Origin of the sequence: Streptomyces sp. WZ.A104 (assembly GCF_002382885.1) — a bacterium.
Taxonomy (GTDB): Bacteria; Actinomycetota; Actinomycetes; order Streptomycetales; family Streptomycetaceae; genus Streptomyces.
Genome location: NZ_NWVL01000021.1, coordinates 1 through 23,054 on the forward strand (window position 1 = coordinate 1; position 23,054 = coordinate 23,054).

20 protein-coding genes are annotated in these 23,054 nt (G+C 71.0%); 12 read left to right on the plus strand and 8 right to left on the minus strand.

Features of this window, described 5'->3' with window-relative positions; all coding sequences use genetic code 11:
* Window positions 1-413 (plus strand): hypothetical protein (locus CIB93_RS13715; protein WP_257002172.1); only part of this gene is annotated, 413 nt, incomplete at its 5' end.
* Between the two features lie 113 nt (window positions 414-526).
* The gene (locus tag CIB93_RS13720; RefSeq protein ID WP_096627083.1) at window positions 527-1,042 is read left to right on the plus strand and encodes an MscL family protein; all 516 of its coding nucleotides are present in this window, start codon (window positions 527-529) and stop codon (window positions 1,040-1,042) included.
* Between the two features lie 16 nt (window positions 1,043-1,058).
* Here CIB93_RS13720 and CIB93_RS13725 read toward each other — a convergent pair whose 3' ends face one another.
* Entirely contained in the window at window positions 1,059-1,283 is a 225-nt protein-coding gene (locus CIB93_RS13725) for a hypothetical protein (protein ID WP_096627084.1), read from the minus strand.
* 292 nt (window positions 1,284-1,575) lie between these two features.
* Between CIB93_RS13725 and CIB93_RS13730 the strand changes: the two genes are divergently transcribed.
* Window positions 1,576-2,754, plus strand: coding sequence for a P1 family peptidase (locus CIB93_RS13730; RefSeq protein WP_257002173.1), 1,179 nt, complete (start codon window positions 1,576-1,578; stop codon window positions 2,752-2,754).
* A 192-nt stretch (window positions 2,755-2,946) separates the two neighbouring features.
* Window positions 2,947-3,693 carry a DUF6227 family protein gene (locus CIB93_RS13735; RefSeq protein ID WP_096627085.1) on the plus strand — a complete coding sequence of 249 codons (747 nt, stop codon included), beginning with the start codon at window positions 2,947-2,949 and terminating at the stop codon, window positions 3,691-3,693.
* Between the two features lie 182 nt (window positions 3,694-3,875).
* On the opposite strand, the gene CIB93_RS13740 is transcribed toward CIB93_RS13735, so the two are convergent.
* Window positions 3,876-5,426: an MFS transporter gene (locus CIB93_RS13740; protein ID WP_373558744.1), complete on the minus strand. Its 1,551-nt coding sequence runs from the start codon at window positions 5,424-5,426 to the stop codon at window positions 3,876-3,878.
* Window positions 5,427-5,487: 61 nt separating this feature from the next.
* On the opposite strand from CIB93_RS13740, the gene CIB93_RS13745 reads away from it, so the two are divergent.
* Window positions 5,488-6,588 carry a YafY family protein gene (locus tag CIB93_RS13745; RefSeq protein ID WP_257002174.1) on the plus strand — a complete coding sequence of 367 codons (1,101 nt, stop codon included), beginning with the start codon at window positions 5,488-5,490 and terminating at the stop codon, window positions 6,586-6,588.
* A 132-nt stretch (window positions 6,589-6,720) separates the two neighbouring features.
* Here the strand turns inward: CIB93_RS13745 and CIB93_RS13750 are convergent, their stop codons facing one another.
* On the minus strand, window positions 6,721-7,722 hold the full coding sequence (locus CIB93_RS13750) for an RNA polymerase sigma factor RpoD/SigA (RefSeq protein ID WP_096627088.1): 1,002 nt from the start codon (window positions 7,720-7,722) through the stop codon (window positions 6,721-6,723).
* Window positions 7,723-8,082: 360 nt separating this feature from the next.
* On the opposite strand from CIB93_RS13750, the gene CIB93_RS39610 reads away from it, so the two are divergent.
* Together CIB93_RS39610 and CIB93_RS13760 are read left to right on the plus strand one after the other, a co-directional pair.
* The gene (locus CIB93_RS39610) at window positions 8,083-8,241 is read left to right on the plus strand and encodes a hypothetical protein (RefSeq protein ID WP_373558745.1); all 159 of its coding nucleotides are present in this window, start codon (window positions 8,083-8,085) and stop codon (window positions 8,239-8,241) included.
* A gap of 189 nt (window positions 8,242-8,430) precedes the next feature.
* A complete protein-coding gene (locus tag CIB93_RS13760) occupies window positions 8,431-9,474 on the plus strand; it encodes a questin oxidase family protein (protein WP_096627089.1) in 1,044 nt (347 codons plus the stop codon).
* Between the two features lie 96 nt (window positions 9,475-9,570).
* Here CIB93_RS13760 and CIB93_RS13765 read toward each other — a convergent pair whose 3' ends face one another.
* Window positions 9,571-10,353, minus strand: coding sequence for a dioxygenase (locus tag CIB93_RS13765; RefSeq protein ID WP_096627090.1), 783 nt, complete (start codon window positions 10,351-10,353; stop codon window positions 9,571-9,573).
* A gap of 229 nt (window positions 10,354-10,582) precedes the next feature.
* Between CIB93_RS13765 and CIB93_RS13770 the strand changes: the two genes are divergently transcribed.
* Complete coding sequence (locus CIB93_RS13770) at window positions 10,583-11,095, plus strand: MarR family winged helix-turn-helix transcriptional regulator (protein WP_179500093.1); 513 nt, start codon at window positions 10,583-10,585, stop codon at window positions 11,093-11,095.
* Between the two features lie 47 nt (window positions 11,096-11,142).
* Here CIB93_RS13770 and CIB93_RS13775 read toward each other — a convergent pair whose 3' ends face one another.
* Window positions 11,143-12,711: an MFS transporter gene (locus CIB93_RS13775; RefSeq protein WP_096627091.1), complete on the minus strand. Its 1,569-nt coding sequence runs from the start codon at window positions 12,709-12,711 to the stop codon at window positions 11,143-11,145.
* 213 nt (window positions 12,712-12,924) lie between these two features.
* Window positions 12,925-13,623: a TetR/AcrR family transcriptional regulator gene (locus CIB93_RS13780; protein ID WP_257002175.1), complete on the minus strand. Its 699-nt coding sequence runs from the start codon at window positions 13,621-13,623 to the stop codon at window positions 12,925-12,927.
* A 291-nt stretch (window positions 13,624-13,914) separates the two neighbouring features.
* Between CIB93_RS13780 and CIB93_RS13785 the strand changes: the two genes are divergently transcribed.
* Window positions 13,915-15,192, plus strand: a complete 1,278-nt coding sequence (locus CIB93_RS13785) for a M6 family metalloprotease domain-containing protein (protein WP_096627092.1) — start codon at window positions 13,915-13,917, stop codon at window positions 15,190-15,192.
* On the opposite strand, the gene CIB93_RS13790 is transcribed toward CIB93_RS13785, so the two are convergent.
* Window positions 15,179-17,116, minus strand: coding sequence for a class I adenylate-forming enzyme family protein (locus tag CIB93_RS13790; RefSeq protein WP_096627093.1), 1,938 nt, complete (start codon window positions 17,114-17,116; stop codon window positions 15,179-15,181). The genes CIB93_RS13785 and CIB93_RS13790 overlap by 14 nt on opposite strands.
* Before the next feature lie 568 nt (window positions 17,117-17,684).
* Between CIB93_RS13790 and CIB93_RS13795 the strand changes: the two genes are divergently transcribed.
* Window positions 17,685-19,133 carry a sodium:alanine symporter family protein gene (locus CIB93_RS13795; protein WP_096627094.1) on the plus strand — a complete coding sequence of 483 codons (1,449 nt, stop codon included), beginning with the start codon at window positions 17,685-17,687 and terminating at the stop codon, window positions 19,131-19,133.
* 535 nt (window positions 19,134-19,668) lie between these two features.
* On the opposite strand, the gene CIB93_RS13800 is transcribed toward CIB93_RS13795, so the two are convergent.
* Complete coding sequence (locus tag CIB93_RS13800) at window positions 19,669-21,342, minus strand: tyrosine-type recombinase/integrase (protein WP_096627095.1); 1,674 nt, start codon at window positions 21,340-21,342, stop codon at window positions 19,669-19,671.
* Window positions 21,343-21,505: 163 nt separating this feature from the next.
* Between CIB93_RS13800 and CIB93_RS13805 the strand changes: the two genes are divergently transcribed.
* On the plus strand, window positions 21,506-21,700 hold the full coding sequence (locus CIB93_RS13805) for a DNA-binding protein (RefSeq protein WP_096627096.1): 195 nt from the start codon (window positions 21,506-21,508) through the stop codon (window positions 21,698-21,700).
* Window positions 21,701-22,020: 320 nt separating this feature from the next.
* A complete protein-coding gene (locus CIB93_RS13810) occupies window positions 22,021-22,962 on the plus strand; it encodes a recombinase zinc beta ribbon domain-containing protein (RefSeq protein ID WP_096627097.1) in 942 nt (313 codons plus the stop codon).
* The last annotated feature ends 92 nt before the right edge of the window (window positions 22,963-23,054 follow it).

A 23,054-nucleotide genomic window follows, 5' to 3' on the forward strand; every position in this document is an offset into this window, starting at 1 on the left:
AGCGACGGGCGGCGGCCGCGGGGCTCGCCCTGGCGGGTGCCGCGCTGGCCACCAGCGGCCTGGGCGGCGGGGCCGACGGGAAGGCAGCGGCGTCGGATGCCCCGGCGGGCGCCGGGCGGCCGTCGGTGCGGCTGGTCTCCGCGCCGGTGCGGATCGCGGACGCGGAGACGGTGCACCTGCTGCGGCCGGGAGACCGGGTCGATGTGATCGCGGTCGGTGACACGGGCGACGACGCACACGTTGTGGCACGAGGTGCGCGCGTGGCGAAGGTGCCGGACGACAGTGCGCGCGGGCCGGCGGCGGGGGCCCCAGGGGCCTTGGTGGTGCTGTCCGTGGAGCGGTCGACGGCCACGGCGCTGCTGGGCGCGGGCGCGTCGGGCCGACTGGCCGTGGCGGTTTCCGATGCGAACTGACACGCCATCAAGTCACCCGTGCGAATTAGCGGATTGGACAGTGCCTCCTTCTGCCGCCTTAGGTGACGGAGCAGTTTGCTCCCGTCACCGCACATGCGAAAGAAGGCTCACCTGTGAGCGAGAAGAAGGTCAGTCTGCTGGAGGGCTTCAAGGCCTTCCTGACACGCGGCAATGTGGTCGACCTCGCGGTGGCTGTCGTCATCGGTGCGGCGTTCACCAACATCGTGAACGCGTTCGTCAAGGGCATCATCAATCCGCTCGTCGGTGCGTTCGGCACGCAGGACCTGGACAGCTACAGCTCCTGCCTCCAGGGCCCCTGCACCACGAACCCGCAGACCGGGGAGATGGAGGGGATCAGAATGCTGTGGGGCTCGGTGCTCAGCGCCACCCTCAGCTTCCTGATCACCGCCGCCGTCGTGTACTTCCTGGTGGTGCTGCCGATGGCCAAGTATCTGGCCAGGCGGGCGGCGATGCAGGCCGCCAAGGACGGGGTGCAGGAGACGCTGGAGGTCAGCGAGCTGGAGGTGCTGAAGGAGATCCGCGACGCCCTGCTCGCACAGCGCACCGGCGGTGCGCCGGACGGCTCCGGTGGGGCGGGGCCCGGCGGCCTCCCGGGCGGGGACCGGTAGCCCGCCGCGCACCGGCTCAGATGTGGTGGGGTGGCTTCTCGTCCAGAAAGCGGGCGAGGTCGGCGGCGCTGCCACCGGCGAGAGGCCGCTCACCCCACCCCTGGTCCGTATCGTCCGCGGACTGCCGGTCCAGCGGATCGTCGAAGACCAGAACCGGCTTGGGCTTCGGTTCCTCAGGCAGCTGCCCCGATGGCTGCTGCTGCTTCGCATCGCGCGGGCGGGGGGCGGGGGCGGCGCTCATGCTTCCAGGGTACGGCGGCTCACGGGGAGACGTGAGCCGCCGGGGGGGCCGGGAGGCGGCCGTCAGCGGTCCTTCGGATCGAGCAGGCCCCCGCCCGAGAGCCCAAGGTCCCGCCTGAACCGGACCGTGCGCCTCGCAGCACCGCTGAGCTGTGGTTTCGTGCGGAACCTTGGACCCTTGCGCGGTTGTGAACGCCTTCACGAAATCTGGGACGCGCGGGACCGTACGCATCACGCCCCGCCCGCCGGTACGTTCGACGCACACCCCCCGCGCCGACGTGAGGAGCCGCCCGATGCCCCGCGAGGACCAGACCCCTGAGAACCGGGCTTCCGAAAACCGGGCCCCCGGCAACCCGCCGCTGCTCGACGCGTTGACGGACGTGGCCGGTATCCGCGTCGGGCATGCCGAGGTCGCCGGTGCGGGCGCGTTGAGCGGTACGACCGTCGTCCTGGCGCCCGAAGGGGGCGCGGTGGCCGCCGTGGACGTGCGGGGCGGCGGGCCGGGGACGCGGGAGACGGACGCACTGGACCCGCGCAATCTGGTGCAGCGGGTCGACGCGGTCGTCCTCACGGGCGGCAGTGCGTACGGGCTCGACGCCGCGTCCGGCGTGATGGCCTGGCTGGAGGAGCGGGGCCGGGGTGTCCAGGTCGGCGCGGACCCCGCCCAGGTGGTGCCGGTCGTTCCGGCCGCCGCCCTCTTCGACCTCGGCCGGGGCGGTGACTGGCGGACCCGGCCCGACGCGTCGACCGGGCGCGCGGCGGTGGAGGCGGCGGCCGCGACGGGCCCCGGGGAGCCGGTCGCCGAGGGCGGTGTGGGGGCGGGTACGGGGGCGGTGGCCGGGCAGCTCAAGGGCGGGATCGGCACGGCGAGCGTACGTCTGGCGTCGGGCGTGACGGTGGCGGCCCTGGTCGCGGTGAACGCGGCGGGTTCGGTGGTCGACCCCCGGACCGGGGTGCTGTTCGGGGAGTACGGGGCCGGGTCGGAGTCGCCCGCGCATCCCCGGCCGGCGGAGCCGCCCGCGTACCCCCCGGCCGAGGTCCACGCGGAGGCGCTGCGGCGGCTGGCGCGGGAGCGGGAGGCGACGGAGGCGGCCGGGGGCGGGGCGCCGCCGTTCAACACGACGATCGCGGTGGTCGCCACGGACGCGGATCTGGTCAGGGCTCAGGCCCAGAAGCTGGCGGGCACCGCCCACGACGGGCTGGCCCGAGCGGTGCGCCCGGTCCATATGCTGACCGACGGGGACACGGTGTTCACGCTCGCCACGGGGCGGGTGCCGGTGCCCTCGCAGGACCCGGTCGCGGTCAACGAGATCCTGGCGGCGGGCGCGGATGTGCTGGCCCGCGCCATCGTGAAGGCGGTGCGAGCGGCCCGTACGGTCACGGGGCCGGGCGGGACGTTCCTCTCGTACACGGAGCTGTACGGCGACCAGCACGCCCCTGCCGGATGCGAGGGGGGCGTGCGGCGCGGGTGAGGGGCGCGCGGGGCGGCCGACTTGGCGCCTGTACAAGGGAGTTCATCCCAACCGCCCGAAATACGCCGGGAACACCGGGGGAACTTTCTGCGTGCGCCCTACGTTTTCACGAACCCCGGTCACGATGTCAGACTCAGGGACTACGTTGAGCACGCATCAAGTAACACGCGGCGACGGCCTGGAGACAGCACCTTGAGCGATCCGTACGAGACAACCGAGCAACACCTCGACCGACTCCTGCGACGCGCCCTCAACTCTTTCGACCTTCCCGACAGCACGGTCGACCGCCTCGGTTCGGCGCTGGCGCACAGCAGTTCGCTGCATTCGTCGCACCACAGCTCCGTACTGCACCGCGAGACCTACCGCCACACGTATCTCCTCGCCGACGGCTCCGCCCTGACCCTCTGGGAGCTGGTGCACAGCGGCGGCCGGGACGTCCGGGCCCCGCGTCGGCACGAGTTGTACGACGTGGAGGGCGACGCCCGCATCGCCGCGTCCCGCCTCGCCGGGAGCTGCTCCGACACCCCGGTCTTCGGCGAGGAGGGCGGTCAGGGGGAGATGGAGATGCTGTCGGTTTTGATGTCCGCCCCGCCGGCCCCGCTCCCCCGGACGTATGCCCCCGACAATTCCGCGGACCACGCCCGCCGGGTGCTGCGCCGCGCGGAGAACGCCGACCGGCCGGGCGAGCGGAAGGCCTCGCTGCTCCGGGCCGCGTTCGCCCACCACATCACCCAGATCTTCGGGCGGCAGTGCCGGGTCGACGGCCAGGAGGCCGGATTCACGCTGTACGAGCACGCGTTCCTGCTGCTCGACGGCAGTGAGACGAGCCTGTGGGAGGTCGAGCACACGGCGACGCCCGACGGCCGCCATATGTGCGAGGTGTACGAGGACGAGGACGCCGCCCGTTCGGCGATGGAGAGCCGCACGCAGATCTGCTGATCTCAACGACGACTCGTCGGACCCGGTCAGCAGATCCAGCCCTGGCTACGGCCCTGCCCCAGCTACGGACCCGGCTACCGTCCCGGCCCCGGCCCCGGCGAGTCGTCGCCGGGACCGGGGCAGCCGTCCGCGCGGGGCGGTTCGCCTCGGCCTTCACCGGGCAGTCAGCGTCCGCCCCGCCGTCAGTTCGCGTCCGCCTCCGCATGGGCGCGCGGTCGGGCGGGCAGCGCGAACATCACCAGGAAGATCACCGCGAGTACTCCGGCGACCCACCGCAGCGACTGCTGGAAGGCGTCGACGAAGGCCGGGCCGATCGCCTCTGGGGCCAGGCGGTCTCCGATCGCGCCGAAGAACACGACGGACACGAGGCCGAGGCCGAGTGCCGTCCCCATCTGCTGCACGGTGTTGATCAGCCCGGATGCCGAACCGGCGTGTTCCTTGGGCACTTCGGAGAGGATCGCGTCGGTCAGCGGCGCCACGATCAGGCCCATCCCGATGCCCATGACGACCAGCGGCACCGCCATCTGCCAGGGGGTGATGGCCATGCCGTAGTGCTCGGCCTCCCAGAGGTAGATCAGCAGCCCGGCGATCATGAGGAGCGCGCCGGCCTGGAGGACCTTGCGGCCGAAGCGGGGTACGAGCTTCTGTACGGAGATCCCGGCGGCCACCGAGACGGCGATGGAGAACGGGATGCCCGTCGTGCCCGCGCGCAGCACGCTCCAGCCGAGGCCCATCTGCATGTAGAGGGTCCAGACCAGGAAGAAGATGCCGAGGCCGATGCCGAAGGTGAGCTGCACGGCGATCCCCGCGGCGAAGCTCTTGACCCGGAACAGGGACAGCTCGACCAGCGGCGAGCCGTCGGTCAGCGCCTTCTGCCGCTGGTGCACGACGAGGGCCCCGAAGACGAACAGGCTGCCCACCATCGACACATGGCCCCACACCGGCCAGTCCAGCTCGTGGCCCCGGGTGAGCGGGTAGATGAGCATCAGCATGGCCAGCGTGACCAGGACGACGCCCACCAGGTCCAGGCGGACCGCCTTGGGGGCCTTGGACTCGGTGATGAACTTCGCGCCGAGGACCAGTCCGGCGATGCCGACGGGCAGGTTGATCAGGAAGATCGGCCGCCAGCCGAGCCCGAAGAGGTCCCACTCGGTGAGCAGTGCGCCCAGCAGCGGCCCGGAGACCGCCCCGAGCCCGACGACCGCGCCGAAGAGGCCGAACACCTTGCCGCGTTCGTGCGCCGGGAAGGTGGCGTGCACGATCGACAGCACCTGCGGCACCATCAGCGCGGCCGTGCCGCCCTGAAGGATGCGGGCGGCGACGAGTATCTCCGGACTGCCCGCGAAACCGCACAGGGCCGAGGCCACGGTGAATCCGCCGATGCCGATGAGGAAGAGCCGCTTGCGCCCGTAGATGTCGCCGAGCCGGCCGCCCGTGATCAGCCCGGCCGCGAACGCGAGGGCGTATCCGGCGGTGATCCACTGGATCGCGGAGACGGAGGCCCCGGTGTCGCGCGTGATGCTGGGGATCGCGATGTTGACGATCGTGACGTCGACCAGGTCCATGAAGGCCGCGGTCATCACGATGGCGAGCGCGAACCAGCGCCGCCGGTCGACGGGGGCGGGCGCGGGTGCGACCGCTGTTCGCACCGGTGCGGGGGGTGCGGGCGGTGCGGGGGCGGTGGATGCCGCGAGGGGCGACGCCGCGGACGGCGGGGGTGCGGAAGAAGGCATGGGGAGAACATAAGTGCCCATTAGGTCAGGTCATGACCTGATGATCCGGCACCCTGGGGTCATGTCCGATACCCCGGCACGCCTGCTGAAGTTGCTGTCGCTCCTCCAGACCCCGCGCGAGTGGCCGGGCGGGGAGCTGGCCGACCGCCTCGACGTCAGTCCGCGCACGATCCGCCGCGATATCGACCGGCTGCGGGACCTGGGCTACCCGGTCGAGGCCTCGCGCGGTTCGGTGGGCGGCTATCGCCTGGTCGCGGGCGCCGCCATGCCGCCTCTGCTGCTGGACGACGAGGAGGCGGTGGCCATCGCGGTGGGACTGCGGGCCGGGGCGGGGCACGCCATCGAGGGCGTCGACGAGGCCTCCGTACGGGCACTGGCGAAGCTGGAGCAGGTGCTGCCCTCGCGGCTGCGGCACCGGGTCTCCGCGCTCCAGACCGCCACGGTGCCGCTGACCAGGGGCGACGGTTCCACCATCGACCCGCGGACCCTGACGACGCTGGCCTCGGCGGCGACCGGGCGGGAGCGGCTGAGGTTCGCGTACCGCAGCGGGGACGGCACCCGGACGAAGCGGCAGGTCGAGCCGTACCGGCTGGTGAGCACCGGGCAGCGCTGGTATCTGGTGGCGTACGACCTGGGCAGGGAGGACTGGCGGACGTTCCGGGTGGACCGGGTCGGCGAGCCGTTCGCGACGGGTGCCAGGTTCGCCCCGCGGCCGCTGCCGGTGGAGGGCGGCCCGGACGGTGGCGGCAGTGGCGGCGGTGGCCGGGCGGACGGCGGCCATGGCAAGGAGCCGAACGGCGAGGGGGACGCGGCGAGGTTCCTGGCCCGGTCGATGCGGCGGATGCAGCCGGAGCTGCGCCTGGACGTGCGGTTCGGCGCTCCGGCGGAGTTCGTGGCGGCGCGGCTGCCCGCGACGCTCGGTACGCCGGAGCCGGACGGGGAGGGCGGATGCCGGCTGCGGGCCTCGTGCACCGATTCGCTGGAGTGGGTGGCGCTGCGGCTGGCGCTGGTGGACTGCGAGTTCTCCGTGGCGGGGCCGCCGCAGCTGGTGGCGTATCTGGAGAACCTGGGCACCCGGCTGACCCGCGCCGCCAGGCACCCGCCCGCACACCCGATGCGGAGCGACGCCCCAGAACGGGGAGACGCCCCGGAACAGGGATGAGCCCCGGCGCCGGGGGGGGGGTGGGCGCCGGGGCTCAGCTCAGGGACCGGGGAAAACCGGTCGGGTGACCGGAAAGACCCGGTCGGTCGGCCGGTGCGAACCGGCTTGATGGGGAGATTACGGGTTATTGGCTCACGCCGCAGCGTCAAAGCCCGTGTCGTGAGCCATTCGCTTCAATTCGAGGAGTGCGTGCTTCTCGATCTGGCGGATCCGCTCCCGTGTGAGGCCATGCTGCTTGCCCACTTCGGTCAGGGTCCGCTCACGGCCGTCCTCGATGCCGTACCTCATCTTGATGATCGAGGCCGTCCTGTTGTCGAGCTTGCCGATCAGGTCCTCCAGCTCCTCGCTGCGGAGCAGGGTCATCACGGACTGCTCGGGCGAGACGGCGGAGGTGTCCTCCAGCAGGTCGCCGAACTGGGTGTCGCCGTCGTCGTCCACGGACATGTTGAGGCTGACCGGGTCGCGGGCCCAGTCCAGGACGTTGCCGACGCGCTCGGCGTTGGAGTCGAGCTCGGCGGCTATCTCCGCGTGCTCCGGGTCGCGCCCGTGCTCGCGGTTGAACTCGCGCTGGACCCGGCGGATCCGGCCGAGCTCCTCCACCAGGTGGACGGGGAGCCGGATCGTGCGGGACTGGTCGGCGATGGACCGGGTGATGGCCTGCCGGATCCACCAGGTGGCATACGTGGAGAACTTGAAGCCCTTGGCGTAGTCGAACTTCTCGACCGCGCGGACCAGGCCGGCGTTGCCCTCCTGGATCAGGTCGAGCAGGGGGAGCCCCGCGCGCGGGTAGCGGCGGGCCACGGCGACGACGAGTCGGAGGTTGGAGCGGATGAATATGTCCTTGGCGCGCTCGCCCTCGGCGACCAGCGCCTCCAGCTCTTCGCGCTTCGCCCCGCCCGCGTCGCTCTCCACCTCGCCGTCGAGGATCTTCTGGGCGTACACGCCCGCCTCTATGGTCTGGGAGAGGTCGACCTCCTTGGCGGCGTCGAGCAGCGGTGTGCGGGCGATCTCGTCCAGGTACATGCCGACCAGGTCGCGATCGGCGATTTCCCCGCCCACGGCGCGAACACTGCTTGCCCGGTCGGTCCCACCGGAAGTGGCGGACGTACGACGGGCGACGGCACGGGTTGCCATGCGTGCTCCCTTGCTGAGTAGGTCGCGACACCCTCTCGGGTGCCCTGCATCCGATGGAAACAACGACTGGAATCCGGACAGAATTCCCATGCCACGCATTCATTTTCGCGATCATGCAGTACCCTGTTCGACCCCACCAGGAGGCGGCACGCCGGAGATGCGCATGGACGTGCAGGTCAGAACCGGTACCGAAGCAGATCCGGTGCCCTGGACCGAGATCTGCAACCGCGACGTCCATGAGACCGCGCTCACATTCGACACGGCCCCCTTCACTCCTCGGCCCCCTCACTCCGGAGCGGCGGCTCCCGTGGCTGCGCTCCCACCCGGAAGACGGACCGCACCGCCTTCTGGTTGCCCGGGATGCCCACGGCCACCGCGTCCCGGGGTACGCCACCAGCAGCCCCCTACGGCGCCTCCATCGAGCCGAGCGTCCACTGCGGCCCCGACACGGTGGGCCGGAAGTTCGGCCGGCACGGGGACGCGCCCTGGTACGAGCATGAGCTCGGCCCGAAGTCCTAGGGCCCCGGCCCGTTCCGTCGGGTCCTGCGCCGCCCTAGCGTGACCGCCACGAAGTAACAGGCACGGCGTAACAGGCACGGCGTGACGGGCACGGCGTGACGGGCACGGAGTGACGGGCAGGAAGTGCCCCGCACGGAGTGACTCGCACGCAGCGGCCCGCACGGACGACACCACGGGAGCGTGATCGGCATGGACGACGACACCACGGGCACCCTCGACGAAGCTCTGGAGCGCCTCCACGCCTCGGGGCCGGAGCGCGACGGCTGGCTGAGCAATCACGCGCCGATGGCCGTGGAGGCCCTGGTGCGGCGCGGTCAGGCACCGGTGGTGCAGCGATGGCTGGACCGCTACGGCCCCAAGCTGGAGGAGATGCCGGGCAGCGCAGCCCCGGTGACCGTGCGGAACTGGCGCGAGGCGCTGGGCGATCCCCGTCGCGTCGCCGACTGGACCGGGTACTTCGAACGGGAGACGGCCGACCGCCCCTGGCGTGATGTCCTGGCTGAGTGGTGGCCCCGGCTGCTGCCCGGTATCGCGGCGGGTGCCACGCATCCGGTGATCCGGGTGGGCCACTCCGTACGGACCCTGCTGGCGGGCGAGGAGACCGCGCCGCGCGTGCGGGAGCTGGCCCACGGGCTCGGCTACTGGGCCGCCCGCCACCAGCCGCTGCCGGCCCTGGAACTCCTCGGCCCGGCCCCGAGCGCGGCGGCTGCCCTGGACCGGGTTCCGCTGGTGCCCGATCCGAGCGGCGGCATCCTGGCCCGGTTCGCGCAGCTGACCGGCCTCCCCCACTGGCCGGGGCAGGAGCCGGCCGAGCCGGAGGAGGCCCGCTCCGCACTCCGTGAGCTGGTCCGGGCCGCCACCCACCGGTACGCCACCCACGGGCACGGTGAGCCGGTGATGCTGGTCCACGCGGCGACCGCGCCCAACGCGGTGCTCCGGACCCTGCCCGCGCTTCCCCGGGCCCTGTGGGGGCCGAGCCTGGGGGCGGCCTGGGCGGCGAGCGCGGCGGTTACCGCCGCCTACGCGCCCCCTCTCCGCGAAAGTTCCCTCGATGCCCCCGCTCGGACTCCCGGGGCCGAGGGCGCTACGGACGCGGAGGAGCTGTTCGCCCGGGCGGCGGCGCACGGGGACGACCACACCATCAAGTTCGTCGACACGGCGCTGGACGTCGGCGACAGGACCGCGTTCGCCGCCGCCCTGCGCTCGATCGAGCTGAACACACCGGTCTTCTGAGACCCTCAAGCTCCCCCGGCCCCTCAGCCGAACCGCACAGCACCGCCCCGCACCGCACCGCACCGCACCGCACCGGGGCAGCCGGACTGCGCCGGATCAGCCGAACTGCACCGAGCGCTTCGCCAGTCCCATCCAGAAGCCGTCGATGACGCTCCGCCCCCTGTCCAGCTCGTCCTCGGCCGCGCCGAGCGTCACGAACAGCGGGGCGAAGTGCTCGGTGCGGGGGTGAGCCAGCTTCCCGGCGGGTGACGTGTGCTCGAAGTCGAGCAGCGCGTCGATGTCCTGCGCCCGCAGTGCGCGGTCGCCCCAGTCGTCGAACTCCGCCGACCAGCCGGGGACGCCGCCGCCGGTGTGCCGCAGGGCGGCCAGGTTGTGGGTGAAGAAGCCGCTGCCCACGATGAGCACGCCCTCGTCGCGCAGCGGGGCGAGCTTGCGCCCGACGTCCATCAGCTTCTGCGGGTCGAGCGTCGGCAGGGAGATCTGGAGTACGGGGATGTCGGCGTCCGGGAACATCTCCACCAGCGGTACGTAGGCCCCGTGGTCGAGTCCCCGGTCCGGAATGTCCTGGACCGGCGTACCGGCGCCGCGCAGGAGCCCCCGGACGCTGTCGGCGAGCTGCGGGGCGCCGGGGGCTCCGTACCGCACCCGGTAGTAGTGCTCGGGGAAGCCCCAGAAGTCGTACACGAGCGGCACGGTCTCGGTGGCCCCGAGTGCGAGCGGCGCCTCCTCCCAGTGCGCGGAGACGATGAGGATCGCGCGCGGGCGGGGCAGGGCGGCGGACCAGGCGGCGAGCTGGCCGGGCCAGACGGGGTCGTCGGCCAGCGGCGGGGCGCCGTGCGAGAGATAGAGGGCGGGCATGCGCTCCGCGGTGGCTGTCATGGCACTCACTCCCATCCACAGAACTCGGGACGAGTTCGTACGAGCGTGGTTTCCCTAGGTCATCCGGGGGATCGTTGTCCAGGGGCCCTGCGGAACTCCACCGGAGTCCCGCGGGATTCCTTCTCCGACAGGAATCCCTCAGGCATCCCGCAGGGATCTTGAAACTTCAAGTTCCCACCTCCGGAGACCTTAGCCCTATCTAGTTAAACTTTCAAGAAAAGGTCGTACAGTGGAGTCCATGACCACGGCATCCACCAGCGCGACGCGCTGGCTCACCGACGAGGAGCAGCGCGTCTGGCGCGCCTATCTGCATGCCACCACGCTGCTGGAGGATCACCTCGATCGCCAGCTCCAGCGCGACGCCGGCATGCCGCACATCTACTACGGACTGCTCGTCCAGCTCTCCCAGGCGCCCAGGCGCCGGATGCGGATGACGGAACTCGCCCGGAACGCCAAGATCACCCGCTCCCGGCTCTCGCACGCCATCGCCCGGCTGGAGAAGAACGGCTGGGTGCGCCGCGAGGACTGCCCCTCCGACAAGCGGGGTCAGAACGCGGTCCTCACGGACGACGGGTACGCGATGCTCCGACGCTCGGCGCCGGGCCATGTCGACGCCGTACGTCAGGCGATGTTCGACCGGCTCACGCCCGAGCAGGTGCGCAGCCTCGGGGAGATCATGCGGGTGCTCGCCACCGGCCTGGAACCGGAGGGCCCGGACGCGGATCTGCCCTGGCTCCGCTGAGCGGCGGAACCAGGGCAGAGGGGCGACGCTCCAGGTGCCGTACGGCGTCAGTGGGCGACGACCGGGATCCGGAACTCGTCCTCGGCACCGTCGGCACCCTCGGCGTTGCCGCCGGACGCACCGCCCGGACCCGCCCCCGGGCGGCCGGTGTTGATCAGGACGGCCGCGATCGCGGAGGCGGCGACCAGGATGCCGACCGCCCACCAGATCGCGGCGGAGAAGCCGCTGACCATGGCCTGGAGCTCCAGGAGCTCCGGGTCCGTGGCGCGGGCCGCGTGGTCGGCGACGTACGCGGTGGTGGCGCTGGCGGCGATGGTGTTCAGCAGAGCGGTGCCGATGGCGCCGCCGACCTGCTGCGAGGTGTTGACCATCGCGGAGGCCACCCCCGCGTCACGCGGCTCGATGCCGTGCGTGGCCAGGGACATGGCGGGCATGAACGCCGTACCCATACCGAGGCCGAGCAGCAGCTGGCCGGGCAGGATGACCGCCGCGTAGCTGGTGTTCAGGTCCAGCTGGGTCAGCAGCAGCATGCCTGTCGCGGCGACCAGGAAGCCGGGGCCCATCAGCAGGCGCGGCGGAACCCGGGTCATCAGCCGGGTACCGATCTGGGTGGAGCCGATGATCATGCCCGCGATCATCGGGAGGAACGCGAACCCGGTCGTGACCGGGGAGTAGCCCTTCACGACCTGGAGGTAGTAGGTCAGGAAGAGGAACAGCCCGAACATCGCGATGATCGCGAGACCCAGCGAGAGGTAGACCCCGCCCCGGTTGCGCTCGGTGAGCACGCGCAGCGGCAGCAGCGGGGACTTCACCAACGCCTCCGTCACGACGAAGGCGATCAGGAGGACGGCGGAGGCGATGAACATGGTGACGGTCAGCCCGTCCGACCAGCCGGCCGACTCGGCGCGGGTGAAGCCGTAGACCAGGGCGACCAGGCCGAGAGTGGAGAGGACGACGCCGGGGATGTCGAGCGACGCGCGGTTGCGGGTGCCGGACGGCTCGCGGATGACGAAGTACGCGCCCGCGGCGGCGACGACGGCGAACGGGATGTTGACGAAGAACGTCCAGCGCCAGTTCAGGTACTCGGTGAGGAAGCCGCCGAGGATCAGCCCGACCGCGCCACCGCCACCGGCGATGGCCCCGTAGATACCGAAGGCCTTGGCGCGCTCCTTGGCGTCGGTGAACATCACGGCGAGCAGGGAGAGGGCGGCCGGGGCGAGCAGGGCGCCGAAGACACCCTGGAGGGCCCGGGAGCCGAACATCATCGCCTCGTTCTGGGCCGCCCCGCCGAGCGCGGAGGCCAGCGCGAAGCCGATCAGTCCGACGACGAAGGTGCGCCTACGGCCCCAGAGGTCGGCGATCCGGCCGCCGAAGAGGAGGAGCCCGCCGAAGGCGAGTGCGTAGGCCGTGATGACCCACTGCTTGTTGCCGTCGGAGATGCCCAGGTCGGCCTGGGCGGAGGGCAGTGCGATGTTCACGATGGTGGCGTCGAGGACGACCATCAGCTGGGCGAGCGCGATGAAGGCCAGCGCCTTCCAGCGGCCGGGATCGGGAAGTCGGCCGGTATCGGGAAGTCGGCTGGGATCGGGCAGTGCGGTGTCGGCCGTTTTCGACATGGGTGTAGCCACCTAAGGACGTATGAAGGCGCCGAGGGCGTCATGAGGCGAGCGTCGTCGGTACGGGCTGTGCCGTACGCGCGACGGTTACGTGGGCTGCCGGTACGTGACGTGGACGTGGACGTGGATGGTGACGCGGACGTAGACGTGGACGTACGAGGCCGTGTTCAGGCGAGGAGAAGCGGGACCGGAAGGTTCAGTTCGGGGCGGGCGTCAGGGGCGGCGCCGCAGATCCTCCAAAGTGGCCGCCGATCCGGGCAGTTCGGAGCGGGCCGGGGCTTCCAGTCCGTCCAGGAAAAGCTGCAGATGGCGGTGGGTGAACCGGTCGATGCCCTGGCAGGCGATGCCGGGGAGCGGCCGGGTGAGCTGGGAGAGGACGACGAATACGTCACCGACGCCGATGTCGGCACGCAGCCGCCCCGCGGACATGGCGCGCCTCACGAGCCCCCCGACGGCCTCTTCGAGGCGTCGGCGCTCGGCGAGCAGGTCGGGGTGGTCCTGGTCGAAGACGCCGGAGAGCATCGGGCACAGGGCGCCGATCCGTTCGTCGGCGGCCGCGTGCACGAAACGGCTGAGCGCGGCGAACGGGTCGGCCTCGGCGGCGACGGCCTCTTCGGCCCGGCTGGTGGTACGGGAGGTGACCGCGAGGACGACCTCGTGGATGAGGGCGGACCGGTCGGGGAAGTTGCGGTAGAGCGTGGCGTTGCCGACGCCGGCCCGCCGGGCGACGTCGTCGAGCGGCACCTCGGGCCCGAACTCGACGAAGAGCTCGCGCGCGGCGCTCACGATCCGCTCACGGTTGCGCAGCGCGTCGGCCCGCGGGCGGGACGAACGGCACTGTGCCGCCGGTGCGGTGTTCTCGGCGGCGCCCTCAGTGACGGTCCCAGCGACGTTCTCGGCCACGCAGTTCACGACGACAGCCCTCCCTCTGCTTCCCGTTACCAGCGACTCCGCTGCCTCTGCGCAGCCGGTCGGCCCCCTCACGTAACCGGGGACCGATTCCCCGGTTAGTGGGGACACGTATGCAAACGGGGAGCGACTCCCCACTTATTTCCCTCATCGCATGTGACCTGAATCACATCGCCTGACGAGGAAAAACCTCCGATCGGCGCACCCAGCGAGCGCCCCCGGACCGCCCGGCACAGGCTGATCGCCAGAGCGCAGTCAGGTCGGCCGACTGCCGCGGACCCCGAAGGCGCCTCTATGCAGCAGCCTCGCCACCGCATACGCAGACACCACCGCCCGGTCGCCCTGGCCGGGGCGACCGCCCTGGTCATAGCGGCCATGGCATCGGCGAGCACCACCCTCCCGACGGGCGGTCGCGCCTCGGCGGGTCCGGCGGCCACGTCCCCGGACTCCGCGCTCGCGCCCTGCCGGATCTCCACGGTCATGGGTGTGCAGATGTCCGAGGGCATGCCGACCCCGCCCGGTTACGCCCGGTCGACCGGCGACGTCAGGGCGCTCAACCTGATGATCGACTTCCCGGACGCGGAGGGCGCCGAACCGGCGATGGACCGGTTCGCGGAGTTCTTCCCACAGACCTCCGACTGGTTCGCGACCAGCTCCTACGGCCGCCTCGTCTACCGCCCCGAGGCCCCCCTCAAGGACTGGCTGCGGATGCCGCTGCCGTTCACGGAGTACGGGATAGAGCGCGGCTCACCGTTCGAGCCGGGCTACCGCCAGCTGGTCAAGGACATCGTCGCGGCCGCCGACCCGGAGGTCGACTTCTCCGCGTACGACCTGGTCAACATCCTGGTCACCCCGAACGCCGGGCCCTCCGCTCTGGACACCGTGCTCTCGGTGACCTTCTCCGGCAACGACGACGCCCCGACCGCCGACGGCGTCCCGCTCTCCAACACGTCCTTCGTCTACAGCCGCCAGGACGACGGATCGGGTTCGTACGCCGAGACCGGCTACCGCGTCCTGCCGCACGAGAACGGCCATGTCTTCGGGCTGCCCGACCTCTACACGATGGAGGGCGGGGGCTCGGTCGGACACTGGGACATCATGTCCGAGGACTGGGGCGCCAACAACGACTTCCTGGCCTGGCACAAGTGGAAGCTGGGCTGGCTCGACAACGAGCAGATCAGCTGCGCCTCGCAGCCCGGCGTCAGCGAGCACACGCTCGGCCCGCTGGCCACCGAGGGCGGCACCAAGCTCGCCTTCGTCCCGCTGAGCACCCAGTCCGGCTATGCCGTGGAGGTACGCACGGCAGGCGGCAACGACGACGCGGTCTGCCGTCCCGGGGTGCTGATCTACAAGGTGAGCTCCGATGTGGACACGGGCCAGGGGCCGGTCTCCGTCGCCGACGCCACCGAGGACAGCGGCGGCTGCACCCGGCGGCCGAACGTCCACGCCGAACTGTCGGACGCACCGTTCCGCCCCGGCCAGACGTTCACCGACCGGGCCAACGGTGTGCGGATATCCGTGCTCGACGAGGACGACCGCGGCAACTACCGGGTGCGGGTCACACGTCCGTGAGCGGCGCGGGGGACTGATCGGAGGCGGAGGCGGAGTCGGGGGCAGGGGCAGGGGCAGGGGCAGGGGCAGGGGCAGGGGCAGGATCGGGGCCGGAGCCGGTACCTGGCCCCGCGAACCGTTCCCCTGAGCCGGACCCCGCGAACGGTCCCCCGGAGCCAGGCGCCGCGAATCGGCCCCGGAGCTCGTGCTTGAGGAGCTTGCCGGTGGCGTTGCGCGGGAGCGGCTCGTCGGTGAGCAGCACCCGCGTAGGCACCTTGAACGCGGCGAGCGAGCGCCCGACGTGCGCCCGCAGGGCCTCGCCGGTGACCCGGGACCCCGTGCGCGGGCGGACGACGGCGGCCACCTCCTCCCCCAGCACCGGGTGCGGGATACCGAGGACGGCCGCGTCGCACACGTCGGGATGGTCGTGCAGGACGCCCTCGACCTCGGCGCCGTACACGTTCTCGCCGCCGCGGATCACCACGTCCTTGATCCGGTCGACGACGCTGACCCGCCCCTCGTTCCGTACGGCGAGATCCCCCGTACGGAACCAGCCGCCGTCGGCGAAGGCCTCCTCGGTCGCCGCCGCGTCGCGCCAGTAGCCGCGGAACAGCGACTGGCCGCGCAGCCACAACTCGCCCGGCTCCCCGTCGGGCAGCTCCTCGCCCGAAGGGCCGGCGACCCGCGTCTCGGTGACCGGGGTCGGGCGGCCCGCGCCACCGGGCTCGGCGCGGTAGCCGGCCCCGTTGTGCGCGAGGACCCCGCCACTGGTCTCGGTCAGTCCGTAACCGGTACGGGGCTCGACGCGCTCGCCGTACCGGGCGGTGAGCCGGGCGACCAGGGCGGGCGGGGCGGCGGCGCCTCCGGTGCTGAACAGGGTGAGGCTCTCCAGCTCGTCGCCCGCCCCCGTCCGGTCGGCGGCCTCCAGCAGTCGGAGCCCGGTGGTGGGGACACCGGAGAAGTGCGTGACGCGGTGCGTACGGATCAGGCGCAGCGCCTCGTCCGCGTCCCACCGGTGCATCAGGACGAGGGTGCCGCCCGCGGCCATCACCCCGTAGAACCCGGTGAACGCGGCGACGTGGAAGAAGGGGAACGTCATCAGGGAGACCGGGGCGGCCCCCTGCCCGGGGATGACTCCCCGCGCCAGGGCGGAGGCCGCCGCCTGGTAGCGGGAGTTGAGCGCGGCCCCGGCCTGGGCGAGCTGGGTGGCCACAGCGCCCTTGGGGCGGCCGGTGGTGCCCGAGGTGTAGAGGACCGTGGCGTCGTCCTCGGGCCGGGGCACCACGTCGGGCGGCGCGGCCAGCGGATCGGGGGCGGGGAAGTCCTCGTACCGCTCGACGCGCAGCCCCTCGGCCCCACTCCCCTCCGTACTCCCCTCCGCGTGGGAGCCGTGGAAGAGAACGACACGCGTCCCGGTCCGCCGCGCCCAGCCCGCGACCCGCCCGAGCCGCTCCCCGTCCACGAGGAGCACCCCGGGGCCGCAGTCGTCGAGGGCGTGGGTGAACTCGCCCTCGGTCCACCAGGCGTTGAGCGGTACGGCGACGAGACCGGCCAGCTGGGCGGCCCAGAAGGCGATCTGCCACTCGGGGTGGTTCCGCATCGCGACGACGGCCCGGTCACCGGGTCGCAGCCCGTACCGCTCGTGGAGCCGGACGGCCAGGGCCGAGGCGGCGGCGAAGAACTCCCCGTACGTGTACGTCCGCTCCCCCGCGATCAGGAACGGCGCGTCCCCGAAGGCCCAGGTGGCCTCCACGAACTCCCGGAGCGTGCGGGGCCCGTCGGCGTACTCCAGCACCCCCCGCTCACCCCGCACCACGGCGAAGGGGGCGCCGGGCGCGGTGAGTGCGGCAGCGACGCGCGCGGCTCGGGCAGCGCGCTCGGCGCGTTCCGCGCGGGCTGCGGCGCCTTCGGAGCCTGGTTCCGGGGACGGGCGGGTGTGCGGCACGGGCGGCCTCTCTCGCACTGGCGCTTGCTGGCTGGTACCCGTGACGCTATGCGTACGGCGCCGGAGCGCCAAGGCCGAGGTGGAGCCGCAGCGGCCGCTGCCGTCCCCGACGGACTCGACGGCGCCCGTCCACGGCCTGCGGTTGCCCTCGCGGAGGAGCCTGCCGGGTCCGCGGCGAGCGCGTCGGGGAAGTCAGTGACGCGACCGCGACCATATCCGGCCGCGTGGGCGACCTCACCTCAGCCGCCCCGAAGTGCGCGGAAGCGCGCGGAAGACATGGAGGCCCTGACCCACCCTCCACACCATGCCCGTACCCGCGGAACGGGTGTCGGCGACCAGCTCCGACGACGGCCGCGATCAGGGGTTTTCCCTCACATATCGGGCTTATATGAGATAGGCCACTTTCGGGGGCCATAGGCAGGGGTGGTCACACCGGCCTAGAGTCCTGTCGTTTGCGGAGTATTCGGCTCCGCGCCGTCCGGCCCACCCCTCCGCCCCGTACACGACCTGTACGCGCAGGCAGAGACCGGGCCGATTCCCCGACTCACAAGGAACCGGGAACATCCGCATGGGCACGTTGGAAACCTGGGTCGTCGAGTTCAACGACGTCTTCTGGACATACCTGCTGATTCCACTGGTCGCCGTCGCCGGCGTCTGGTTCACGCTGCGCTCCAAGGGCGTGCAGATCCGCCTGATCCCGGAAATGTTCCGGGTCTTCAGGGACAAGCCGCAGTCCGGCGTCAGCCCCTTCGGCGCCTTCACCATCTCCGCCGCCGCGCGGATCGGCACCGGCAACATCGCCGGTGTGGCCACCGCGATCACCATGGGCGGCCCCGGAGCCGTCTTCTGGATGTGGATGATGGCCCTGGTCGGCGGTGCCTCGGCGTTCGTCGAGTCGGTCCTGGCCCAGCTTTACAAGGTGCGCGACGCCGAGCCCGGTACGTACCGAGGCGGCCCGGCCTACTACATGCAGAAGGCGCTCGGAATGCGCTGGCTCGGCGTGGTCTTCGCCGTCCTGATCACGCTGACGTTCGGGTTCGTGCTGACCGCGGTGCAGTCCAACACGATCACGGTGGCCACGAAGGGCTCCTTCGGCTCGGACGCCTCCTGGTTCAATCCCGTCCTCGGCGTCGTGCTCGCCGGGCTGCTCGCGCTCGCGGTGTTCTTCGGCGTGAAGCGCCTGACGGCCGTCACCAAGGTCATCATCCCGGTGATGGCCGGGATCTACCTGCTGACCGGCCTGGTCATCGTGCTCCTCAACCTCGGCAACGTGCCGGGCATACTCGGCGACATCATCGGCGGCGCCTTCGGCTTCCGCGAGGTCGCGGGCGGCGCCGTGGGTACGGCGATCCTCCAGGGCGTGCGGCGCGGCATGTTCTCCAACGAGGCGGGCATGGGTTCCGCCCCGAACGCCGCCGCGGCCGCGGAGACCACGCACCCGGTCAAGCAGGGCCTGGTCCAGACCCTCGGCGTCTACTTCGACACCCTGGTCATCTGCACCATGACCGCCCTCGTGATCCTCTCCGCCAACCCGACCCTCGGTGAGCGCGGCGGCGCGGACGTCACCCAGGCCGCCTTCACCAGCGAGCTCGGCGACTGGGCCGGTCACCTGCTGACCCTGGTGGTCTTCATGGTCGCCTTCAGCTCCATGATCGGTAACTACTACTACGGCGAGTCCAACATCCAGTTCATCACCCGCAGCAAGAGCGTGATGAGCTCGTACCGTGCGATGGTCATCGCCTGCGCCGTCCTCGGCGCGATCGGCTCCGTCCCGCTGGTCTGGAGCCTCGCGGACGTCACGATGGGCGCGATGGCCCTGGTCAACCTGATCGCGATCATCCCGCTCAGTGCGGTTGCCTTCCGCCTCCTCGACGACTACCTGGCCCAGCGCCGTCAGGGCCTCGACCCGGTCTTCCGCAAGGACCAGGTTCCGGGCCTGCGCGGCGATGTGGAGTGCTGGGGCACGTCGGACCAGGACGCCACACCGCAGGAGCGGATGCCGGTCGGCTCGCTCTGACGCGGACGCGCCCCGCGCGACCGTAGGCGTCGAAGGGCGGCATCCCGGGAGGGGTGCCGCCCTCGGGCGTTCGGCTGCCGGGCCCGAACCCCGGGACCGTGTCGTGCCGCGGCACGACAGGCGTTGCGGCGCACAGTGGCAACGGGGGCGACCTCCGCAATCCCTATCCGCTAGGCTGTCAGCGGTCAGTCGACCTCCAGTGCGCCTGCTCGGGAAAGTGTCCTTCCGGATCCCTACCGCGGCACCGCCACGGGGTCGCATGACCAGGGCGTTTGCCTCACTCCGCCCGGCAGTCCCCCCTGGGGATTCCGGCACGGTTTTCGGCAAGCCCCCGCCTTCGTAGCTCAGGGGATAGAGCACCGCTCTCCTAAAGCCTCGGTCATTCTTTCGACTTCAGAGCCGCAAACCCTCTCTGACCAGGCACGGAGCATCGAACAAGGCCCCTCGGAGTGATCTCCGAGGGGCCCTTTCGCTGGATGGGGGGACAGAGGGGGGACAATCCGCGGCCGGTGCGCTGGGGGAGGACGAGGGCTGATCAGGCGGCTTCCTTGACGTCCGGGGAAGCGGCGGCCACGAGGCGTAGACGAGGGGCCGTCCCGGTGTGTTCGCCCTGCGTGCCTGGGGCCGGTTCGGCGGGCTCGGGGGCCGCGTCTGCGTCGGTCGGGGCGCTCCCCTCGTCGGTGCCTCCGCTCTCGGCGTCGCTCTCTCCCTCCGACGGCTTCTGACGCGGGACGAGGTCCAGTGCGGCGTCCGCCGCGGCCTGCTCGAACTGGGGCATGAGCGACGTGTACGTATCGGCGGTGAGCGAGTAGGAGCTGTGCCCGAGGAGAGCCTGGATGGCCTTCATCGACAGGCCGGCGGCCAGGCTCAGGGAGGCCGCGCAATGGCGCAGGTCGTGAAGGCGGACCGGTGGCAGGTCGAGACGCTTGATGAGCCGAGCGAACGCCTGGGAGACGTTGTTGGGGTTGTGGGGGCGGCCGTCCGGGCGCGTGAAGACATAGCCGGAGTCGACGTAGGGGCCGTACTTCTCGGGGTCTTCTCGGTGCTTTGCTTCCCACTCCTTTCGCTGTTCCTTCTGTACGTCGCGCCAGGCAGCGAGAAGCGCGAAGGTCGCGGAGTCGAGGGTGATGGTGCGCTTCCCGCTGCGGCTCTTGGGGGCGTCTTCCCACATGGTGTAGGAGGAGTCGGTCACCAGCTGCTCGGTGATGTTGGCGCTGCCCTTGGTCATGTCGACCTCGGCCCATCGCAGGCCGCTGGCCTCTCCTCGGCGTGGTGCCCGGAAGATCATCAGGTGCCACATGATGTACATGGGGTGATCGACGGCCGCGTCAAGGAACTGGCCGGTCTGGTCGGGGGTCCACACCATGACGGGTCCGGGGCGCTCGCCGGTCTGGCGCCAGCGGGCGGTACGTTCGGGGGTCCATACGAGCGGGTCTGGCTTGTGGTACTTCGGAATGGTGACGCTGTCGCACCAGTTCTGCGTGATCAGCTTCTCGCCCACGGCGTCCTTGAGGGCCGAAGAGAGCGCGTCGAGGAACTTCTTCTGGCGTCCGGGGCCGGTGTCCTGGCGGGGCTTGGAGCGTGCTTCTTTCAGCTCGGCCTTGGCCTGGTGCCATGCCTGGCGCAGCTCCGGCGGGCGCGGCTTCGCAGCCGCCTTCCACGCTTGATGGGCGGCACGGCATGCCTGCTCGGCGTTCTTGGCGGCCTCGCGGTTGGCTTCCTTGACTTCGTTTTCGGCCCAGATGGCCTCGAACACCGCCTGTATGTGGCGGGCGCGCAGCTCGCGCATGGTGAGGTGGCCCAGGGCGGGGATGAACACGCGCTCTAGGTAGTCGCGGTAGTCGGTGTGGGTGGTGCGTTTGAGGTCTACGCGCTTGGTGTGCCAGCGGCGCAGGTACTGGGCGACTGTTTCCTTGGAGTCGATGTCGATGCCGGACTGGTCTTCGTCCCAGAGGTTCTGGGCTGCCTTCTTGGCCTCCTTGGCCGTGGAGAAGCCGCCCTTGCGGGGCCGACGCCGCTCCCCGAGGGGGCCGTCGGGGAGTTTGAGGTAGTAGTACCAGGAGCCGTGGTCGCGCTTCTTCAGATCCGGGCAGGAGGCGCCGAGTTCCCGCACGACGGTGTTGCCTTTGCTGTCGGTGACGGGCTGGCCGGCGTCATTCAGTTTCGGGGTCCGGCACTTGCATCGGCGGTAGACGCTTCCTTCAAACACGTGGCTCCCCTAGGTGGCTGGGTTGTCCCTTGCGTGTCCTGATCCTTCTGTAGGCAAGGAGATGCCTCCTTGGACGCCGTATCCTTCTCGCCAGGTGGCGCGGGGAAGAGGGATGTGACCACCTTTGTCCTCATCTGTTTCCGTCGTGGATTCGCGTGCTGCGATGACCATGGAGGAGTTGCTGAGTCTGCCGCCGGCGGTGAGTGTGGCCACGGCTGCTCGCGCTCTGGGGATCGGCGCGGATAAGGCGTATGAGTTGATCAAGGGCGGGGAGTTCCCGGCGCGGACGATCCCCTTGGGGCGGACGCAGAAGGTGGCGACGGCGTCGCTGTGGGAGGCGCTGGGGGTGCGCCGGTGAGGTGATCCTTAGGGAGGCTGTCCGCCGGGCCGGTGTTGGTCACGGCGGACCCTCCTCGCCGAGATTCCGTGTTCACGACAGCAGAGTGCTACGACCTATTCGACACGGTTCACAGCGCGAGAGTTGCTGTGCCGTGTGTCACACTCCAACTTCAACTTGACGTGCTTTGTCCACCCTGGCCTGCGGAGATCCGCGCGATCTTACGTGTTGGGTCTGACAGTCGGCCCGTCTTACACATGATGGACAAGTACTGTGACCTATTACGGGGCTAAGCGGCGGCTAAGTGGGAGGTTGCCGGAGCCCTCGACGGATGGAGTTTCATGGCACGCCTCACTGGCTATGCGAGCCCGGGGGTGCTGAACCCCGTGGAGGCCAGAGGGCTGCGCCAAGCCACGTCCAGGATGCTGAGCGGCAAGGCCACCAAGCCGGAGGCGTGTCGCTGGCTGAACAGCGGTGGGTACCGCACTGCGCGTGGCGGCGAGTTCCGGCCGGAGACGTTGGGACGCATCCTCAGCAACCCGCGCATGGCGGGCCTGGACGCGGACCTGAACCCGATCGAAGACTTCGGTGACACAGTCCTGACCGTGGACGAGTTCAACCGGCTGATGGCGCTGTGGGCCGAGCAGAGCGCGGAGCAGCCGGAGGCCCGCGAGGCATACGAATACCTGCTCACTGAAGGCATCGCGGGCTGCGGCAGGTGCCAGCACTCGATGACCGGTGCGCGGGTGACCGGGGAGGCAGCCCCGTCTTACCGGTGCCCGCCGCCGATTCCCGGACGTAACTCGTGCGGCGGGGTGCGTATCAACGCCGACCGGCTTGAAGACCCCGTTGCGGAGCAGGTGCTGGCCGATCTGCTGCGCCCTGGCTCGCATGAGCGTGTCGTGCAGTTGCAGGCCGACGTCATGGCGGAGGTCGTTCGGCTTCGGGACTACGTGGCCAACGCCGACGAGCGTTTCAAGGACCTGGGCGAGATGCACGGCCGGGGCCTGCTGGTGAAGTCGGCGTTCCTCGCCGCCCAGGAGGCGACCAAGAAGGACCTCAAGGACGCGAGGACCCGCCTGCGGTTCCTGGAACAGATCGCGGAGGTCCCGATCGCTGGAGTGACCGACTTCGTGAAGTGGTGGAAGTCGGCTCCACGCGCCTCGCAGCGCGCCCTGATCGCCCTGGAAGTGAAGCGGGTGCACGTCATGCCGTCAGGTGGGGGCCGCCACAAGGACCCCCACGCCCGCATCTCCATCGACTGGCGGACCCCCTCCCGCTGACCCCTGAAGGCTGTGCGCCCCCGCCCGGGTGGGGGCGCACAGCCATGCCTTTGTTCACTGCACACCCGCCACGACCGGCGGCGCGAAACACC

What these genes read in the sequence shown, in the direction of transcription:
- CIB93_RS13725 (WP_096627084.1), bottom strand. Translation starts at nt 1,283, where the DNA reads ATGAGCGCCGCCCCCGCCCCCCGCCCGCGCGATGCGAAGCAGCAGCAG.
- CIB93_RS13730 (WP_257002173.1), top strand. Translation starts at nt 1,576, where the DNA reads ATGCCCCGCGAGGACCAGACCCCTGAGAACCGGGCTTCCGAAAACCGG.
- CIB93_RS13740 (WP_373558744.1), bottom strand. Translation starts at nt 5,426, where the DNA reads ATGCCTTCTTCCGCACCCCCGCCGTCCGCGGCGTCGCCCCTCGCGGCA.
- CIB93_RS13745 (WP_257002174.1), top strand. Translation starts at nt 5,488, where the DNA reads ATGTCCGATACCCCGGCACGCCTGCTGAAGTTGCTGTCGCTCCTCCAG.
- CIB93_RS13750 (WP_096627088.1), bottom strand. Translation starts at nt 7,722, where the DNA reads ATGGCAACCCGTGCCGTCGCCCGTCGTACGTCCGCCACTTCCGGTGGG.
- CIB93_RS39610 (WP_373558745.1), top strand. Translation starts at nt 8,083, where the DNA reads ATGCCCACGGCCACCGCGTCCCGGGGTACGCCACCAGCAGCCCCCTAC.
- CIB93_RS13760 (WP_096627089.1), top strand. Translation starts at nt 8,431, where the DNA reads ATGGACGACGACACCACGGGCACCCTCGACGAAGCTCTGGAGCGCCTC.
- CIB93_RS13765 (WP_096627090.1), bottom strand. Translation starts at nt 10,353, where the DNA reads ATGACAGCCACCGCGGAGCGCATGCCCGCCCTCTATCTCTCGCACGGC.
- CIB93_RS13775 (WP_096627091.1), bottom strand. Translation starts at nt 12,711, where the DNA reads ATGTCGAAAACGGCCGACACCGCACTGCCCGATCCCAGCCGACTTCCC.
- CIB93_RS13785 (WP_096627092.1), top strand. Translation starts at nt 13,915, where the DNA reads ATGCAGCAGCCTCGCCACCGCATACGCAGACACCACCGCCCGGTCGCC.
- CIB93_RS13795 (WP_096627094.1), top strand. Translation starts at nt 17,685, where the DNA reads ATGGGCACGTTGGAAACCTGGGTCGTCGAGTTCAACGACGTCTTCTGG.
- CIB93_RS13805 (WP_096627096.1), top strand. Translation starts at nt 21,506, where the DNA reads ATGACCATGGAGGAGTTGCTGAGTCTGCCGCCGGCGGTGAGTGTGGCC.
- CIB93_RS13810 (WP_096627097.1), top strand. Translation starts at nt 22,021, where the DNA reads ATGGCACGCCTCACTGGCTATGCGAGCCCGGGGGTGCTGAACCCCGTG.